We start from the raw sequence: 16,938 nt of genomic DNA on the forward strand, positions 1-16,938 counted from the left end.
GGGGGGTGCGGGGATGGGAAGGTTGTCTGGGTGGGGGTACGAGGTTTGGGCTTGTTCGGGGGTTTGTGTTTGCGGGGCGGGTACGGGCGCGGGTAGGTCGGCGGGTTCGTGGATGGGTGCGGCGACGACGGGCATTTCGTCGGCGTCGCGGCATCCGAGGAAGAAGGAGCGCAGCTGCATGGCTGCTTCTTGGGCGAGGACGCCGCCGATGACTTCGGTGGGGTGGGGTATGCGGGTGTCGCGTAGGACGTCTCGCATGGAGCCGGCGGCGCCGGCCTTGGGGTCCCAGGCGCCGAAGACGACGCGGTCGATGCGAGAGGCGAGGATTGCTCCTGCGCACATCGTGCAGGGTTCGAGGGTGACGACGAGCGTGCAACCACTGAGGCGCCAGGTTCCCAGGGCGCGGGAGGCTTCGCGCAGGGCAACGATTTCGGCGTGACCTGTGGGGTCGTGGTCGGCCTCGCGGCAGTTCCACCCTCGACCGATGATGTGTCCGTCGGCGTCTACGACGACGGCTCCAACGGGGACGTCTCCCGTTTCGCGGGCGCGGTTAGCCAGGAATAGGGCTTTGCCCATGGCCTCGCGGTACTGCTCATTCGCTGTCACCCCTCTAGCTTACCGGCCAAACCAGCATTGAGGTAACTGAAGCACATGAATATATGTGAGGCTCGTGTGACGTATGAGTTTGTCAGTTGTTCGCACACCAATGTGCGTCAGCGGCGCCACCTTCCGGCGTCTTCGAGGAGCCGCGTCCTATCCTCGTTCCTTGGCGGCTCTAGGCACCGGGGTGCGCGTGCCCACACGGACGATGTAGCCTATAACCATGCGCCTCCACGTAGCTAATCACCCCCTGATCGCCCACAAACTTTCCGTCCTGCGCGATCGTAATACGCCATCGGCGACGTTCCGTCGGCTCGTTGATGAGCTGGTCACTCTGCTCGCCTACGAGGCGACCCGCGAGGTCGCTGTGTCCGAGACCCCAATCGAGACCCCCGTCGCTCCGACCGTCGGACTCACGCTCTCCGAGCCGCGTCCAATCGTTGTGCCGGTCCTGCGCGCCGGCCTGGGCATGCTCGAGGGCATGACTCGGCTGCTGCCCACCGCCGAGGTCGGTTTCTTGGGCATGCGCCGTGACGACGACACCCTCGAGATCGAGACCTACGCGAACCGCCTGCCAGATGACCTGTCGGGCCGCCAGTGCTTCGTGCTGGACCCCATGCTGGCCACTGGCCACACGATGGTCGCTGCAACGAACTATCTGTTCGAGCGCGGCGCGAAGGACGTGACCTGCGTGTGTATCCTGGCCGCACCGGAGGGTGTCTCCACCCTCGAGGCTGCGATCGGGGAGCGCGCTGATGTGAACGTTGTCGTTGCCGCCGTGGATGAGTGTCTCAATGAGAGGTCGTACATTGTGCCCGGCCTGGGCGATGCTGGTGACCGCTTGTACGGCATCGTCGACTGATCGCCGTTCGCGCGTTCCACTGTCGGGGCGCGGGCGCGACTAACTGTCGCTTCTGGGCGGGGGGGGGTTGAAGTTCCCACCCCGCCCAGTGGTGTCGCGAGCACCGCCATCCCGGATAGATCGAATTGGCTATTTTTAGACATGATCGCAGACGACACCGATCTATGACCTTCGCCACGATGTCCGCTAGGTCCTCGATAATTCAACGCACACATCCCATCCTTGAAACATGGCACTGATTCAGACCAATCCCAAGCGCCGCAAGTACGGCGTCGCAGCACTCGCAGGTGTCCTCGGAGGCATCGTCTCCGCGATCGTCAAGTTCGGATGGGAGGTGCCGCTGCCCCCGCGCACGCCCGAACGCAACGCGACGAACCCGCCGCAGCAGCTGCTCCAACAACTGGGCGTCCCGGAAAACATCACCCACCTCACCTACACGTTCAACGGCAACAGCGATCGCCCCTACGTGTCTTTCATCGTCCACTTCGCGTTCTCGATCGCTTTCGCGATCATCTACTGCGTGCTCGCCGAACGCTTCCCACAAATCAAACTCTGGCAGGGCGCCGCCTTCGGCATTGTCGTCTACGTGGCCTTCCACGTCATCCTCATGCCACTCATGGGCACCGTCCCGGCGCCCTGGAACCAGCCCTTCGCTGAACACTTCTCCGAGTTCTTCGGTCACATCATCTGGCTGTGGGTCATCGAAGTCTTCCGCCGCGACCTGCGCAACCGCATCACACACGAACCCGACGCCGAGTTCCCACTCGAAGCGCGCACCAACTGANGAGTCCAGCGCGCGCTGCACCCCCCGATCCAGCCAGAAGCGGGCGCACGCGCCCACGCCGCCGGCCAGGGCCACAAACAGGAAGGTCGACACGCTCATGCTCGTCCCTCCTCGTCGTTGGCGGGGGCCGCGGACGCTGCTGATGCCGCTGGTGGACCGCACAGCCACTCCCCCACGCGCATCCCCACCCAGGCCGACGCCGCACCCAGGGCCAGGAGACCGAGGGACTGAGCCACGGCCTCGGCGATTCCGTTGAGCGACACGTAGCCCACCGACGCGACGATGTACGTCCCATACGTCGTGAACGCGCCCATAAAACCCGTGCCGACCAGTAGTTTCACGGTCTTCAGCGACACCGGATCCCCCACTCCGCACGCGAGGCAACCCGCCACCCACGCGGACAGCGCACCCAGCAGGAACGCGCCCACCACATTGACAGTCAACGTCGACCACGACAAGAAAAGGCCGTGCACAGGAGACGCCTTCGCGACCTCATCCAAGCCGGCGCGCGCCGCCGTCCCCACGACGCCTCCCACGAAGACCGCCAACCAGTCAGGCACCCGAAAACTCACCATGACTCCCACTCTACGCCCACGCCGGGACCAGGCCGATGCNACGCACGTGCCCACGATGAAACAACCAACTTCAATGTTGATTTTCCCGCACCAACACGCCGAAAAGTCACTACACAACCAACACGTTTTGTCCATCCTCCAAGTTGACTCCAACCACCTCCAACACCGACTTTCCCGCACCAACACGCCGAAAAGTCACCACACAACCAACACGATTTGCCAATCCTCCACGTCGGCACCCACCACCTCCAACACCGACTTTCCAGCACTAACAAGCCGACAAGTCACCATAAAACCAACACGCTTTGCCCTTTAACCCCAAAACCAACACGTTTTGGCCTTTAACCCTAACCTTTAACCCGAAAAGTCACCCCTACAGCAACACGTAGTGTCCTATAACCCGTGTCCTATNGCGCTGGGGATTTCAGGACTGCGTTCCTTGTCGACCAAGCCGTGGGTGGTGACGCCGCCGAGCGCGTGAGGCGTCGGACTCGTCTGGCCTCGCCGGCGCCTCGGTGGGCGCTCGTGGCATCTTCAACGCCACGAGGACAAGGAATCCTTACTCACCCGTTCACCCTCCCCAACGTCCCGCGTCATCGCGAAGCGCAGGTAGAGGGCCCCGAGGCTCGAACGCACGCGATCCCGATAGGATCCGAAAATCCGGATAGGTACCGAACATCCGGATAGGTACCGAACATCCGTATAAGTAAATAACCTATCCATATGCGCGTAACCCATCCAGATAGGCGCAGCCTATCCGCGTAGCGCCCGGACCGAGGGCGCCGGACGGTGCGTAACACTGGGAGAAGGGTGGGATGCACTCAGCAGCTGCCGCTGGGACTGGTCAAGGCCATGAAACAGAGTTAAAGGACAAAACGTGTTGGTCGCGGCTCCGTCCCTGGCATTGTTGCCGGAGGCGTCGGTGGCGCTGGCGCGGGCGCGCCGCCGATGGGAGTTGACTCCATTGGGAGGGTTCCACCTGATCGGGAGCATTCAACCCGTTAGGGAGGATTGCAGCTGATCAGTTGGTGTTGAATCTTCCTGATCGGGTGTCACGCCTCATCGGCAACAAGCCTCGTCGCGGAGCTGTTCGCCTGTAGCTTCCCCTTGTCATTGCCGGCGACGCCCTACCGGCGTTTGTCGACCCCCGGCCTACCCGCGCCAGCCCTACCCGCGTCCAGCCTTCCCGCGCCCGTGCAGCAGGGCCCCGCCGGCGACTCCCCACCGGCGTTTATCGGCGCCCCGCCGGGCGGTCCTGCGCCAGTGAGGGAGCATGACACCGGGGGTAATGGTGGGGGTTTTGCAGCATTAGAAGCCTCCCCTCGGCGTGTCGCCGGCGTGTCGCGCCTCTAATGATGCAATTCCCCCCATTTGACGGCGCAGTCATCGGCAAGCAAATCACGCATACGTCCTCATGTAGCACAATTCCCCCCGTTTACTGCCGGTGAGGCCACGCCTCGGGGCGGTGAGGTCGCGCCTCGGGGTGGTGTGGCGCCCACAGTACAAACCACTTCGGTAGCAAACGCTGACAATGGCGTGTCGTGGGCAAGGTGCTCTGCGTTGTGGACCCAACGGCGCCTGACCTGGCGTGCCGCTCGCACGCGAACCGCTGAACATGCTCGTTAACCCGTAACACGCACGTCAACCCCTAGATATGCGCCTGGGCGCCGCCCACACGCATACCATCGGACCCACGCGCCAAGTATCGGGCCCACGCTCGAAGTGTCGGGCCCACGCTCGAAGTGTCGGGCCCACGCTCGAAGTGTCGGGCCCACGCTCGAAGTGTCGGGCCCGCGTGCGAAGTGTCGGGCCCGCGTGCGTGCCATCGGGCCCACGTGCGTGCAAGCGCACATCCTCGGAGCAGTTTCGCATGCAATTCGATTGAATGAACTTTCAATCATGTCCGCAAACGTTGCAATTCCAACGATATGAATGCGCGGTGCGACACAGTGTCGGGGGAATTGCATGCGACATTCACGGATAACTCACCCAGCAGGAGTCATGCACTACCACTCATAGCACCGCCGGTAGCACCGCCGGTAGCGCAGCCGGTAGCACCGCCCCTCGTGGCGCAGCCAGTGGCCTGGCACGGTGGCCTGGCACNTATCGCGCACCTATGGCCCTCCACGCGCGTGCAACGCTGCCTGGTCCACGTTCATCGTGACATCATCCGCGACCTCACCATGCATCCCAGAACCGAACCCGCACGGGCGTTGCTGGCCTTGTCACGACGCTTGACGAGCATCACCAGCGTCGACCAAGCCAGCGCGTGGTTGACGATGCTCCACGACTTTGGGCACACCTTCCGAGAATGGATGTCACAGCGCACCTTCGCCGCTCAAGACCCTGCATGGGCGTCAAAAACCGGTAAAACCTGGTGGTACACGCATGAACGCACGCGCCGCGCCTACCGACGCTTGGCACGACTGGCACGCCAAGGAGTGCTGTTCACCTACCTGACCAACCCCGACGGCACACCAGCCGACCCGCCGGCCTGCGCCACCACCAACCACGTCGAATCCATCAACGCTGTCGTGCGTGAACTCCTCCACGCTCACCGCGGTGCCAGTGCCTACCACCAAGCCGTCATCGCCGAATGGGCTCTCCTCCTGCGCACCCCACAACCCCCGACCCCCACCGAAGTCCTGACCCAATGGGAACACGACGGGCGCCCCACACCCCGCCGGATCCCCACACCCAAACACCCCAACCACACCGATCAGAAACGCCACGGAATCCCGGAAGGAACCCCCACCCCAGAAGAAGGACTCTGGCCACGCAAAGGCTGGGCCGGACGCGCCCACTAGACCCACGACACGCCGTCTAAAGCACCACGTTTGCGCCTATAGCCCCCATCTGTACCGCCGCCGCCTCGCCGACTAACTGCACATACTCGAAGGGGCCGACCCTATGGCCGACCCCTTCGAGTATCCCATCAACACAGTGCAAGTCTCCCGATGCTGTCCCTTTCTCGGATCGCCTCTCTCAGCGGATCCTGTTGCTTAATGACTTTCACTGTAGAGGGTCGAGCTGTGGGAAGCATTGAACAAACCTGATAATTTCCTGTGAGTTTTTCACTCGCTGGTTCCGGCCCGCGCACGCGCCCGCAGCGTCGTGGACACCCCCAGAACGCTCACGTCTTCACCCACGACCACCCGGCAGTCACTACCGAGCACCTCGCACGACTCCACACCCACGCCGTTTGCTGCGGCGACGGCTGCGGCGGCTTCGCAGGGTCGCCCACCAACGTCTTCCCACAACGCGGACGCGGAATGTTCAGCACCCGCGAGCGCAGCCAGGTCTGCGACGGCCTGGAGCTTCACTGTCGCGGTATGTGCACAACCCATTCCCGCTAGGACAAAAGCGAGCGTCAGCGCCAGGGTGATGAGTCCGAGGCTGTTGACGGTCCCGGACCCGTCCTCTCCCGGGCGTGTTCGGTCAGGGTGCAGAGGCAATGCGCCGACTGGTGGTCTCACGAAACCGTGCCCTGTAGTGGTCACGGCAGGTTCTCCTCGTCGATCGTGGTGACGCTGCAACGTGCCTGTCCGCCGACCCATCCGCCAATTCCCTGGTAGGGGGCCGTGCCGGTGACGGTCACCAGGCCGTCCCCGCGCGTGAGGGTGTAGGAGCCTGCCGCGTAGACCGTGGTGGCGACGGTTTGCGGGTTTTCCTCACCGATGGAGGCGGCGCGGGCGCCCTCGCGGACGGCCTGACACAGGGAAGAGTTGGTTAGTCCAGCCTGGGCAGCCGCGACGATGACGCCGACCACCAGGGTGACGGCGACAAAGCAGAGGGCGTGTTCAACGGTGACGTATCCGTTTTCGTCGCGTGTCATCGTGTGTTGAGCGCCTCCTGGATGAGGGCTTCGAGGGCGGTGCGCACTGCGTCAGATTTGAGGATCACGATGAGTAGACCGGCGAATCCTGCGGCGGCGATGGTACCGATCGCGTATTCGACGGTGGTTGCACCCTCCTCCGGGTCTGAATGTTCGGCGGGTGAGTCTCTGTGCGGCGTATCTCGACAGCGTTGGGCTGTTGTCCGCAGAGTGCTCATAATGCTGCGCTGGGTCCTGGTCGCGGCGCTGTTGATGCGTTCGATAATCGTCATTGATCTGTCCTTTCTTGAGCGCGCTTGTGCGCGCAGGGCCAGTGTGCTCGGGGAGTTAGTGGTATTCCAGCCGGATCGCTGACCCTGTGGATAACGGGAGTTCTGCGCGACCCCCTGTGGATGGCGACGGTGCGAGGGCGTTGCACGCCGTGAAGGCCCCGGGTCCCTGGGGACAATGTTCGGCGCGGGATACTACAGTGGCACCGTTAATTGTCGGCAACCTTGGGACAGTGAGTCAGCCGTGAACACAGACGACGAATACATCAAGATCGGAAAGCTCCTTGACGATTGGCAGAACCAGGCAGAGAGGCAGGTGGAGGTTAATCAGCGACTGGTCGCTGACCTCGAGCAGGTGGAGGTTGTCGCCGAGTCGCGGGATCGCTGTGTGCGTGTCGTCGTTGATTCGAATGGTGCGCTCAGCGACCTGTCGCTATCCGACGATATGTATGAGTATTCCCCCGATGAACTCGCGGGGACGATCTTGAATCTGTTCGTGCAGGCGCGTGCCGACGTGGCCAACCAGATTCATGAGCTGACGAGTGCGGCTTGGGGCGCTGATAGTCCCGATGTTAAAGCTACGCTGCGTTCCTACCGCCCTCCTCGCCGCCGCTGATCGTGAGTGTTCGCTCCTAGGCGCTGATTCCCACGACTAGGTGAGCGAAGAGGGGTGCGATCCCCAGTAGAAGGAATGCGGGTAGGAAGAACGCGCCGAGTGGACCGACCAAGCGAACACTGAGTTCTTCTGCCCTGGTCTTTGCGTCGATCAGTCGGGTGCGCCTCTCCCAGGAGGCGCATCGCGACAGCATTCCCTCGGGTGCGGTGCCGCAGGTCCACGAGGCCTCGAGCGCGTCGCGCAGGGGATACACCCACGTGGGTGCGTCCTCCCATGCGTCGTCCCACTGGGCGCCGAGGCGCAGGGCAGAGGCGGTCCACGCGAGGGGTTCTTGGTCGCAGGCGTGGGCGAGGGCATTCAGGGCGCGCGGGATCGAGGCGCCGCAAGCCAGAGCGGATGCGATCAGGTCGCATGCGAGCGCAGCATCGGTTGCGACAGTGCCGGTGGAGGTGTCGGACCTGCGGCTCTGCGCGAGGATGCGTCGGCACGCGGCGATGCCTGCCCCCCACGCGAACAGGCCGACGACGGCGCACACACGTCCGGGGCCTCCCCCGGTGAAAAAGGACCAGGGGGAAGCTCCGAGTGCCAGTGCGGCTATGATTCCCACGAGGGGCAGCGCCGCCAGCACGCGGGCGGACATGAGCGGTCCGGCAGAGGCGACACGGCGGGCTTCCTCGACTGCCTGGGTGTCATCGATCGCGTCTCCAATGGAGTCTAGGACGGCGGCCAGGGGCGCGCCGAGGCCGTGGCTGAATCGACAGGCAACGATGATTGAGCTGGCGCTAAGTCGCGCGGCAGTTGCGTCGGAGCATTGTCCTCTCGTTGGGAGGACGCGCCACCGCCTCTGCTCGTGCGCCCAGGTGTTGAGGATCCGAGGGTAGGCCTCGTCAGTGTTTCCGGCGCTGCCCACACCGATCCGGGCCAGTGCGTGGCTCCACGCGGTCGAGGCCGGGGCGCCCGAGCGTAGCCTGGTGGAGACCTCGGCGACGAGGAGGGCGAGTTCGCGAGGGGTGGGTGGTCCCTTAGCGCGACCTCGATGGCGGGCGACATCGGTTCGCCTGTCGGTGGGGCGCGGAAGGAGAGGTAAGAGATGCCGACGCCGCGCGTGCGGGCGAGGTGGACAGAGGTCTCCCTGTCGACCCGCCGCGCTGGCTGCCAACCAGGCTCGCACGATGCGGCGTTCGCGTCTGGTGCGCACGACAGTGATGATGGAACCGATCAGGAGGTGAAGAACGCACGCGGTGAGCGCGAGGCCAGCCATGAGCCAGGTAACCCGCTGAATGCCTGCGGGGGCTGTCATGTCGGGTTCGTAGCCCCCTATGCGCATGCGCGCGCAGAAATCCACACCTGCGCAACGCGGTGCCCACAGCAACGTAATCCCAACACACGTCACAGTCCTATCCTTCCGGCCAGGTAACCCCAGGCCTCGTGCGTCGTGACGTGCCCGTCGGGCCTGGCGCTGAGGGCAGGTACACACGTGAGGGAGCCGCTCTCGCGCGTGAGGATGCCGACCTCGGACACCCAGCGGTGACCGGTGGTGTTTCGGCGCATGTGGAGGACGGCGTCGAGGGCGCTGGAAGCTTGCGAGGCAAGCGCCGCCTCGCTCATGCCCGCGAGGGCGCCGAGGGCTTCGAGTCGGGCGGGCACGTCGCGGACGCTGTTGGCGTGCAAGGTTGCCCAGCCGCCGTCGTGTCCGGTGTTGAGGGCGGTGAGGACGTCGCGTACTTCGGGGCCTCGGCATTCCCCGAGGACGAGGCGGTCGGGGCGCATGCGCATGGCGGCTCGCACGAGGTCGGTCAGGGTGACAGCGCCTTGTCCTTCGACGTTGGGTGCGCGTTCGAGGAGGTGGACGCAGTGCGGGTGGGAGGGAGCAAGTTCGGGTACCTCTTCGATGCAGATGATGCGCTCGCCCGTAGGCACAAGTGAGAGCGCGGCGCTCAGCAGGGTTGTTTTGCCGCTGCCTGTCGCCCCGGAGATGAGGGCGTTGGAACGCGCGCGGATGAGCGCCCGAACGAGGGGACCGATCATGCCGGGGAGCGTGCCGCGCGCCTCGAGGTGCGTGACTCCCAGGTGATGGGTGCCGAGCACTCGTAGGGAGATGAGGGTGCCGGAGTCGGAGATGGGCGCGAGGACCGCGTGTAGTCGGACCCCTCCGGGAAGTGTTCCGTCGGCAATGGGGCTCGCGTCGTCCAGACGTACGCCGCACGCGCTCGCCATACGGATTGCGGTTCGCCGGGCGTCCGCTTCGTTCCGGATGCCGACGTCGACGCGCGTGAGTCCCCCTCCTGTGNCGTCGACGATGAGGGGAGCGCCGATTGAGCGGCACGCGGCTGGCACGCGTGGGTCGCCGGCGTCCGCTCCCCCACGTGCGTCCCCAACGAGGGCTGGAACTCCGTCGATGATTGGCAGGTGGTCACGCAAGGCGGGCAGGTAGGAATCCTCGCCAGCGTGCAGGTCTGCCCACCTCACGCCCGGGAGGTCGTGGTGGGCTGCTCTGGCGATGCCGGGGACGGACCCGGAGGCGTCGACGGCGACGGGTACGACCACACCTTCGCGTGCAGGTTCGCCGCCGGGCGCACGCTTCGGGTTTCGGGCCTCGCCCCGCCATGGCCTCGTCCCTGCTGTGTGCAGGCCGCGCCCCCAGGGAAGACGACGGCTCCACTGAGAACCGGTGTTCTCCCGCGCGAGGAGGCGCACGACGCTCGTTGTTCCCACGCCTCCGGCTATACCGGAGACCACCCAGACAGCGCCGTGTGTGCGCGAGCGCCAGGAAGCTTCGGCGATGAGGGAGACCAGCAAAGCCCTGTCCCTTGGCAAGCTCACCTGTCCCCCGTCGCCCACGCGCACGCACGGCACGAACGCGGGGACAGGGGCGCTCGGGGAAGCGAGAACGAGCGACGCTCGAGCAGGGTCCTCGCACAGGGGCGCGCCCGCCAGGGTGGCGGCGTCGCGGGCGCTCTGCCGCTCCGGCGGGGTCAGGCCGACAAGGGCGACGAGGCCTCGGTTCGGTTCGGTGATCGCGTTCATTTCTCTACGGTGCGCCAGCCGCGGCGCGCCCGTCTACTCGCACGCACGCCCCTGTGGACAACGCCGACATGAGGTGCCACCCTGTGCATAGAGGGGTCTGATGGCGGACCCCTGTGGATTGTCCCGACGCTGGAGAGATTGCGATGGCACGTGCGGCCTTTTTTGACTTGGATAAGACGATTCTGGACACGTCGTCAAACGTGGCTTTGTCCGGGCCCTTCATCGAGGCGGGCCTGATGAATCGCCGCACGGCGATCGCCTCCGTCCTAGTTCAGCTCCCGTACCTGCTGTCCGGCGCGGACGAGTCACGGATGGAGCAGATGGCCGAAGCGATGGGCCGCATGGGCCGCGGCTGGAACGCGGCGTTTCTAGAGGCGACGGTCGAAGACGCGCTGGAACGCACGATCGAACCGGTGTGTTACGCGCAGGCGCTGCGCCGCATCGCCTATCACAAGAGCGTGGGCGACGTTGTCGTGATCGCATCGGCGTCCGTCGAGCAGGTGGTACGCCCGATCGCGACGATGCTGGGTGCGGACGAAGTCTTGGCGTCACAGGCATCCATCGACGAGGACGGATGTTTCACAGGCGAGATGACACACTTTAACCAGGCACAGGGTAAAGCGGACGCCTGCGCTCAGTTGGCTCACGCACGCGGATGGGATCTGTCGCAGTGTTCGGCATATTCGGATTCGGTGTCGGACGCTCCGCTGCTGCGCCTGGTCGGCCACCCCTACGCGGTGAACCCCGACCGCGCACTTCGCGACTTGGCTGAGCGCGAGGGCTGGCCAACATTGACTTTCATGTCAACCGTGCGCNGAGGCGACGGCGGGGCGTGCGGCTGCGGCGCGCAGCGTTGCGGGGGCGGGGTCGATGAGGGCTTCGATACTCACGCCTCTACACTAGGGGTATGACGCTTTTGCAGCATCGAAACTTCTCTGCGCGCCTACGCTCGGGCTCGTTCGCTTTCGTGTTTGCCCCCATCGCCCTCCTCTTCCTGGGTTCGTCGATGGTCGACGTGCAAGCCCTTGCCGCCGTCGGACAACCATTGGCCTCGGTTGAAGGCCTGATCGGTATGGCGCTCGCGTCACTGCTGCTAGCCCTGATCGCCCTGAACTGCGAGGAGTCCAGCGCGGGAATGGTCGTGACTTTCCTGTGGTCGCTGGCGGTGGGGGCCGCCCAGTTCATGGGCGTCGCGCGCATCCCTTTCTTCATGAAGTCCTCCGTTCAGTCGGACGACATGGCGGCGGGCGTCTTGTGGAGCCTGTACCCGGTGTGCATATCCCTCATGCTGGGCGCCTGTGCGCTGACGATCAAGTCGGTGCGGGCGCGTGCCGGTCGTGAAACACGAATGCCGCTCGCGAGGGTACACCGCCACGCGTTCGGCACGACGGTGGCTTTGCCGGCGGCACTCGCCGTGAGTGTGCTGATGGTCAGCGCATCGCCCTCGGACACGACGAACGTGGCGGCACTGGGCCTGGAGGGTGTCCTGGCAGGCCACTCGATGGGCCATGGCCTGGCACTGGGCGCAGGCCTGGCGCTTGCTCTGCTGGTTGTCAGTGCCCGATGGTCAATCACGGGTGCACAGTTGGCGACCTGGCTGATTCTGGTGTTGCCTACGTACGTCGTGGTACCAGTGTGGGCATCGTTGACGGGCAACGTGATTGTTCCGGGTCCGTCGATCCTGACGAAACTTGCCTTGGCATCCCCTACGCTTGCGGCGCTGGGGATGGCCACCGGTTGCGCGTCGATGGGCGTGCTGTGGGCACGCGTCCGAGCCCTGCGTTCCCTGGACAGCAGCGAGGACACGACTCACAAAGAGGGGCCTGCCGAGGACTAATACGCGCAAGAAGGCACGACAAACGTAATATGTGGGCAGATGTTAGGAGGAAGCATGTCCGAGAACGAGTTTGCTGTCCAGCCAGACCGCGAGAAGGATACCCGCGACGACCTGGTGTTGACCGGTGAGGAGATCGAGCTGCCAGGTGAGGGGTCCGACGCGTCGGCCATCATCGGTGACACCACCGAGCCTATTCACACGGGCGAGATCGAGTCGGTCGCGATCGGCGGTCTGACGGGCCGTGCACCCGCAGCTGCGCCGCTTAAGCCCACGATCGAGGACAAGATTTCCACGGGCGAGTTGCCCGTCGTCTCCAAGCCCGCGGGCGCCATCCCAGTCGTGTCCGCGGCGGACGAGGCCGACTCCCCTTCCACTCCCGACGCAAGGCGAGCGGATCAATCCTCCGATGCCCCCCAGGTGGGTGCCGTCCCGAAGCAGGGGGGTGCAGACACCGCGAGCACAACTAACGACGCTCCTGCGCAGGAGACCGAGGACGGGTTCGACGGTGTAGCACCCGTCGACGAAGCCCTCGCACAGGAAACCCACTCCGAGGAAACACCTACCGACGAGCCCGCCCCGGCCTCGTCGGACAAGGACAATGAACACGCCGACGTCACCCCCATGGCCACGGAGGGGAACGACGCATCCGCTCCGAATGCCGAAACCGAGTTGATCGACGAGGAACCCACGCAAGAAGAGGCCGCTCAAGCCCCGGTCAGCGACGCCCCCTCAGCGTCGGTCGAGAAGGCGACTGAGGCCCACGAAACCGGGCGTTCACGGGTAATGACTCCCGCTCAGGCGGCTGCGGCACTGGGCCTGAACCTGGATTCTGTGCGTGAAGCGCGCGAAGAAACGGTGACAGAGCATGCCTCCGCCACGGACGCCCCCAACGAGACGCCCGCGCCTGGGGGCGAGTCCGCTGACGATGAGGAAGTGGATGAGTCCGCCGAGGCCTCGTCCGCTTCCGCGACCGAAGCTGGCGAGGAACCCTCCTCCGCCGTTGGTGGTGCCGCAGCGGAAGCGCCGCACGTGCTGCCGTCGCGCCGCTCAATGATTTTCGGCGACGACGAATCCTTCTCCCCTACGATCCCCGCACTAACCCCGAGCGAGCAGCAGGCTGCCAACCCCGCCGCGTCGGTCGGCGGCGCGGTCGATGCGGGTTCCGAGGGTGCCCCCGTCGATGAGTCCACGACACAGCAGCCCACCCGGGGTTCCGTGGCTTCGTACTCTTTCGAGGATCAGGATAAGGCCGAACGTCCGCGTCGTCGCTCTGTGCTAACCGCAGACGAGGACACGCGCGAGGCCGCCACCCTGGAAGCGATTGCCTCCGCGAACCGGGACCGTGCAGACAAGCAGTCCACCAGCCTCGACGACGAGCTCTTTAGCGCGGCTCCCGAGATTACCGAGATGCCCTCTCGCGGCGGCGCTCACTTCCTGTCGTTCCTGCTTTTCCTGGTGCTGACACCGATCGGCTGGTACCTGGCCGCCGACGCCGGGGCTCGCATGACGTTGGCCGACGGCGCGGCGATGTACACGGGCGTCGCTTCGATCCTGGCACTGGGCGAAGTCCTGGGGGCTGTCATCATCACCGTGATTCTGTGCGCCGCCGCGCGGCGTTCCTCCCTGGGTGCCTGGCTCCTGGGAGTCGTGTCGCTCGTCGTGGGGCTTCCGTGGGTACTCGCCCCGGGTATGACAGCCTCGTCGCTGCTGGCGGCCCTGACCACTCTGAGTGGCTCCGGCCCGCTCGGCGCGAACCTGTCGCACCATGTGCAGGCGTCCGGCTACTCGGGCCGCTTCGTCCTGCTGGGCGTCCTCCTGATGGGCCTGGGCTACGTCTCACACTCCGTGCGCCGCACCGGTCGCGCCGAGGAGGCGCTGCGCACATCCATTGAGGCTGTCAACCCGGCCGGAGCCTTGTACTCCAAGCGCGCCCGTAAGAAGGCAGCGAAGGACCTGACGCGCAAGTGAATACCCTGATTCCCGCTAGCGCGATCGAGCTTGAAGGACCCTGGACCCACCGGCACGTGAGCGCTGGTGGGGCCACGTTCCACGTCGCCGACATGGGTGAGGGCATGGACCATGCGCTGGTTCTTCTCCACGGGTTTCCCGAGCACTGGTGGTCCTGGCGACAGGTCCTTCCCCTCCTCGCAAAGCAGACTCCGCGCGTTTTCGCCCTCGATTTACGAGGCTTCGGTACCTCCGACCTCACGCGCGGGGACTGCGACCTGACTCAGATGGCTCTCGACGTGATCGGCGTCGTGCGTGCCCTCGGCGTGGCATCGTTCTCCGTCGCCGGCCTGGGCATGGGCGGAACCGTCGCATGGATGGTCGGGGCTCTCGCACCGCTTGAGCTTCGCTCGGTGGCCGTTCTGTCTGCCCCACACCCTCTCGGTGCCCAACCTGTCATTGCCCGCGTCCCTTGGGCGGGCGGTCGTGTCCTGCGTAGTCGCCTCGCCCTACCAACGGGCCGGGAGCATGCTCTGCGCTCCGGATCGCTCCTGACAACCGTGTACCGCGCGTGGGCGTCACCCGGGAACGTGGATGGCCTTGTCTCCCAGTCGGGTCCCTACCGCGCAGCGCTTCGCCGTCCCTTTGCCGCACACACGGCTCTGCGTGGCCTGACCGCTAGTCGTTCACTGTCGCGCGAGGCTCGCCGAACGCTGTCCGAGCCCCTACAGGTGCCTGTCCTGTCCCTCGTCGGACGCGACGACGGCGCGTGGTCTGTGCTTGATCACGCGGCTGACGCGCAGTTTGTGGATGCTCCCCTCACCCAGGTCGTTATCCGCGAGGCCGGGCATTTCCTACCCGAGGAGGCCCCTTCCGCGGTTGCCGAGGCGTTGGCTGAGCACGTTGACACGCGCGCGCTTTAACTTGTGTTTCATTAGACAGGTCACACAAATCGCACAATGAAACATGTTTCACCTGATAAATAGGGCATAATGGTGTGAGCGGCACCTCCTAGTGACCGGTGTAACGTATGGGATTCGCCGCACACCTCAATCGGAACGCCCGAGCAATCGGGCACGAGCGGAAGGAGCTCCGCACCATGATCGGTGACGGCAACTTCATCAGCCAGGTGCCGCTGTTCGGTGGCCTTGACGATGCACAACAGGTGTCCCTCCAGCAAAAGATGGGTCATACAACCCTTCGCCGCGGTGAGACCCTCTTCGACGAAGGCGATCTCGGTGACCGCCTGTACATCGTGACCGAGGGCAAGGTGAAGCTCGGCCACACCTCTAGCGACGGACGCGAATCTCTCCTCGCTATCCTCGGCCCCGGTGAAATCATCGGTGAACTCACACTCTTCGATCCGGGTCCGCGTTCGACCACTGCGACCGCCGTGTCCCCCGCCTCCCTCCTGTACCTCGAGCACGAGGACCTCATGCACGTGCTCGACACCAATCCGACGCTGGCCAAGCACATGCTCCGCGCCCTCGCGCAACGCCTGCGTCGCACGAACGAATCCCTCTCCGACCTGGTCTTCTCTGACGTTCCAGGTCGCGTCGCCAAGGCCCTCCTCGATCTCGCGGACCGTTTCGGTACCGCGACTGACAAGGGAGTCCACGTCCCCCACGACCTCACGCAGGAAGAACTGGCCCAGCTGGTGGGAGCCTCCCGTGAGACCGTCAACAAGTCGCTCGCCGACTTCGTTTCGCGCGGCTGGATTCGCCTTGAAGGACGTGCAGTGACACTCCTCGACGTTGACCGACTGGCGCGACGCGCCCGCTGATTTCTCACACAATGGGGGGTCCGGTACCTGTCGGTACCGGACCCCCCATGTAATCTCAGGACATTGAACAGACCGAAGTCTTCACGCACCTGGATGCACGAAACCGGCCACGGCCTCGTCCGCGAGCGCTGACATAACGGTCAGTTCTGGACCGCTGCGCTTTCCTCAATCGGACGCTTAAGGTAGGCAACCAGGTTTTCCGAACCCGTCGGACCCGGGATCACCTGGACAAGTTCCCACCCGTCAGCACCCCACTGATCAAGGATTGCTTTCGTCGCATGCGTGAGCAGCGGAATCGTGGCATATTCCCATTTAGTCATGAGGTCATCTTACCCGCCATCAGAGGACGCACGTATGACAAAATCTTCGGCACACGCGGGCTACGCAACTCCCTCGCCAAAGGCTCATCCGACGAACGCAACCACTCCAACCAATCCTCCGCATGCGGATAATGGCGTAAAATTGCGCGACGCTCCCTCTCCGTCAAGCCACCCCACACACCGTAGTTAGCCTCGGACTCCAGGGCGTCAGCCAAACATTCGAGACGCACCTCGCACTCGTAGCAACGCATGCGAATCTGACGTTGCGATGCACCTTGAACAAAGAGCGCATCCGGTTCGATGGACGCACACAGGGCGCGCGCGACCCAACTCTGGTCGTCGCCATGGGTTGACATCGTGGATCTCCACTTCACTGTACTCGAGCCCTAACATGTGACCATACACACAGACTATCGAGGCCGCAAACGCTGTGAGAACGCATGCGACGATTCCAGGTGACCGATCAGCCAATTTTTACGCTCC

18 protein-coding genes are annotated in these 16,938 nt (G+C 64.6%); 9 read left to right on the forward strand and 9 right to left on the reverse strand.

Translation table 11 applies throughout. The annotated features are described in order from the left end of the window. On the reverse strand, positions 1–576 hold a 576-nt coding region (gene tadA / locus BQ7477_RS09230), incomplete at its 3' end, for a tRNA adenosine(34) deaminase TadA (protein ID WP_200783522.1). Between the two features lie 247 nt (positions 577–823). On the opposite strand from tadA, the gene upp reads away from it, so the two are divergent. Further along, complete coding sequence (gene upp, locus BQ7477_RS09235; protein WP_073983674.1) at positions 824–1,462, forward strand: uracil phosphoribosyltransferase; 639 nt, start codon at positions 824–826, stop codon at positions 1,460–1,462. Between the two features lie 229 nt (positions 1,463–1,691). Continuing rightward, positions 1,692–2,246, forward strand: coding sequence for a YagU family protein (locus BQ7477_RS09240; RefSeq protein ID WP_073983675.1), 555 nt, complete (start codon positions 1,692–1,694; stop codon positions 2,244–2,246). Between the two features lie 95 nt (positions 2,247–2,341). On the opposite strand, the gene BQ7477_RS09245 is transcribed toward BQ7477_RS09240, so the two are convergent. Next, positions 2,342–2,821, reverse strand: coding sequence for a fluoride efflux transporter FluC (locus BQ7477_RS09245; protein WP_073983676.1), 480 nt, complete (start codon positions 2,819–2,821; stop codon positions 2,342–2,344). A gap of 2,183 nt (positions 2,822–5,004) precedes the next feature. Here BQ7477_RS09245 and BQ7477_RS09250 point away from each other — a divergent pair. Continuing rightward, the gene (locus tag BQ7477_RS09250; RefSeq protein WP_159430592.1) at positions 5,005–5,628 is read left to right on the forward strand and encodes a hypothetical protein; all 624 of its coding nucleotides are present in this window, start codon (positions 5,005–5,007) and stop codon (positions 5,626–5,628) included. Positions 5,629–5,895: 267 nt separating this feature from the next. Here the strand turns inward: BQ7477_RS09250 and BQ7477_RS09255 are convergent, their stop codons facing one another. From BQ7477_RS09255 to BQ7477_RS09265, 3 genes are read right to left on the reverse strand one after another with little or no spacing between them, the layout of a single operon-like run. Further along, positions 5,896–6,378, reverse strand: a complete 483-nt coding sequence (locus BQ7477_RS09255; protein WP_084795772.1) for an Rv3654c family TadE-like protein — start codon at positions 6,376–6,378, stop codon at positions 5,896–5,898. Then, complete coding sequence (locus tag BQ7477_RS09260; RefSeq protein ID WP_073983678.1) at positions 6,318–6,656, reverse strand: TadE/TadG family type IV pilus assembly protein; 339 nt, start codon at positions 6,654–6,656, stop codon at positions 6,318–6,320. Before BQ7477_RS09260 ends, BQ7477_RS09255 begins: the two co-directional genes overlap by 61 nt. After that, positions 6,653–6,928, reverse strand: coding sequence for a DUF4244 domain-containing protein (locus tag BQ7477_RS09265; protein ID WP_073983679.1), 276 nt, complete (start codon positions 6,926–6,928; stop codon positions 6,653–6,655). The genes BQ7477_RS09260 and BQ7477_RS09265 overlap by 4 nt, the downstream gene beginning before the upstream one ends. 241 nt (positions 6,929–7,169) lie before the next feature. Between BQ7477_RS09265 and BQ7477_RS09270 the strand changes: the two genes are divergently transcribed. Beyond that, on the forward strand, positions 7,170–7,541 hold the full coding sequence (locus BQ7477_RS09270) for a YbaB/EbfC family nucleoid-associated protein (RefSeq protein ID WP_073983680.1): 372 nt from the start codon (positions 7,170–7,172) through the stop codon (positions 7,539–7,541). Between the two features lie 16 nt (positions 7,542–7,557). Here the strand turns inward: BQ7477_RS09270 and BQ7477_RS09275 are convergent, their stop codons facing one another. Together BQ7477_RS09275 and BQ7477_RS13120 are read right to left on the reverse strand one after the other, a co-directional pair. Next, a complete protein-coding gene (locus tag BQ7477_RS09275; RefSeq protein WP_129582549.1) occupies positions 7,558–8,841 on the reverse strand; it encodes a type II secretion system F family protein in 1,284 nt (427 codons plus the stop codon). 89 nt (positions 8,842–8,930) lie between these two features. After that, on the reverse strand, positions 8,931–10,568 hold the full coding sequence (locus BQ7477_RS13120; protein WP_420884441.1) for a TadA family conjugal transfer-associated ATPase: 1,638 nt from the start codon (positions 10,566–10,568) through the stop codon (positions 8,931–8,933). Positions 10,569–10,711: 143 nt separating this feature from the next. Between BQ7477_RS13120 and BQ7477_RS09285 the strand changes: the two genes are divergently transcribed. From BQ7477_RS09285 to BQ7477_RS09305, 5 genes are all read left to right on the forward strand, one after another. Then, on the forward strand, positions 10,712–11,479 hold the full coding sequence (locus BQ7477_RS09285) for an HAD family hydrolase (RefSeq protein ID WP_084795776.1): 768 nt from the start codon (positions 10,712–10,714) through the stop codon (positions 11,477–11,479). Beyond that, positions 11,476–12,405, forward strand: a complete 930-nt coding sequence (locus BQ7477_RS09290) for a hypothetical protein (RefSeq protein WP_073983682.1) — start codon at positions 11,476–11,478, stop codon at positions 12,403–12,405. Before BQ7477_RS09285 ends, BQ7477_RS09290 begins: the two co-directional genes overlap by 4 nt. A gap of 54 nt (positions 12,406–12,459) precedes the next feature. Beyond that, positions 12,460–14,373 carry a hypothetical protein gene (locus BQ7477_RS09295; RefSeq protein WP_073983683.1) on the forward strand — a complete coding sequence of 638 codons (1,914 nt, stop codon included), beginning with the start codon at positions 12,460–12,462 and terminating at the stop codon, positions 14,371–14,373. After that, a complete protein-coding gene (locus BQ7477_RS09300; RefSeq protein ID WP_073983684.1) occupies positions 14,370–15,275 on the forward strand; it encodes an alpha/beta fold hydrolase in 906 nt (301 codons plus the stop codon). The genes BQ7477_RS09295 and BQ7477_RS09300 overlap by 4 nt, the downstream gene beginning before the upstream one ends. 176 nt (positions 15,276–15,451) lie before the next feature. Continuing rightward, entirely contained in the window at positions 15,452–16,135 is a 684-nt protein-coding gene (locus BQ7477_RS09305) for a Crp/Fnr family transcriptional regulator (protein ID WP_073983685.1), read from the forward strand. A gap of 140 nt (positions 16,136–16,275) precedes the next feature. Here BQ7477_RS09305 and BQ7477_RS09310 read toward each other — a convergent pair whose 3' ends face one another. Then, positions 16,276–16,455, reverse strand: coding sequence for a Sp36 family protein (locus BQ7477_RS09310; RefSeq protein WP_073983686.1), 180 nt, complete (start codon positions 16,453–16,455; stop codon positions 16,276–16,278). Next, on the reverse strand, positions 16,452–16,811 hold the full coding sequence (locus tag BQ7477_RS09315; protein WP_073983687.1) for a WhiB family transcriptional regulator: 360 nt from the start codon (positions 16,809–16,811) through the stop codon (positions 16,452–16,454). Before BQ7477_RS09315 ends, BQ7477_RS09310 begins: the two co-directional genes overlap by 4 nt. Positions 16,812–16,938: the final 127 nt, after the last annotated feature.

The organism is Actinomyces bouchesdurhonensis (genome assembly GCF_900128465.1).
In the GTDB taxonomy this organism is placed as follows: domain Bacteria; phylum Actinomycetota; class Actinomycetes; order Actinomycetales; family Actinomycetaceae; genus Pauljensenia; species Pauljensenia bouchesdurhonensis.

What these genes read in the sequence shown, in the direction of transcription:
- upp (WP_073983674.1), top strand. Translation starts at nt 824, where the DNA reads ATGCGCCTCCACGTAGCTAATCACCCCCTGATCGCCCACAAACTTTCC.
- BQ7477_RS09240 (WP_073983675.1), top strand. Translation starts at nt 1,692, where the DNA reads ATGGCACTGATTCAGACCAATCCCAAGCGCCGCAAGTACGGCGTCGCA.
- BQ7477_RS09245 (WP_073983676.1), bottom strand. Translation starts at nt 2,821, where the DNA reads ATGGTGAGTTTTCGGGTGCCTGACTGGTTGGCGGTCTTCGTGGGAGGC.
- BQ7477_RS09250 (WP_159430592.1), top strand. Translation starts at nt 5,005, where the DNA reads ATGCATCCCAGAACCGAACCCGCACGGGCGTTGCTGGCCTTGTCACGA.
- BQ7477_RS09255 (WP_084795772.1), bottom strand. Translation starts at nt 6,378, where the DNA reads ATGGGTCGGCGGACAGGCACGTTGCAGCGTCACCACGATCGACGAGGA.
- BQ7477_RS09260 (WP_073983678.1), bottom strand. Translation starts at nt 6,656, where the DNA reads ATGACACGCGACGAAAACGGATACGTCACCGTTGAACACGCCCTCTGC.
- BQ7477_RS09265 (WP_073983679.1), bottom strand. Translation starts at nt 6,928, where the DNA reads ATGACGATTATCGAACGCATCAACAGCGCCGCGACCAGGACCCAGCGC.
- BQ7477_RS09275 (WP_129582549.1), bottom strand. Translation starts at nt 8,841, where the DNA reads ATGACAGCCCCCGCAGGCATTCAGCGGGTTACCTGGCTCATGGCTGGC.
- BQ7477_RS09290 (WP_073983682.1), top strand. Translation starts at nt 11,476, where the DNA reads ATGACGCTTTTGCAGCATCGAAACTTCTCTGCGCGCCTACGCTCGGGC.
- BQ7477_RS09295 (WP_073983683.1), top strand. Translation starts at nt 12,460, where the DNA reads ATGTCCGAGAACGAGTTTGCTGTCCAGCCAGACCGCGAGAAGGATACC.
- BQ7477_RS09305 (WP_073983685.1), top strand. Translation starts at nt 15,452, where the DNA reads ATGATCGGTGACGGCAACTTCATCAGCCAGGTGCCGCTGTTCGGTGGC.
- BQ7477_RS09310 (WP_073983686.1), bottom strand. Translation starts at nt 16,455, where the DNA reads ATGACTAAATGGGAATATGCCACGATTCCGCTGCTCACGCATGCGACG.
- BQ7477_RS09315 (WP_073983687.1), bottom strand. Translation starts at nt 16,811, where the DNA reads ATGTCAACCCATGGCGACGACCAGAGTTGGGTCGCGCGCGCCCTGTGT.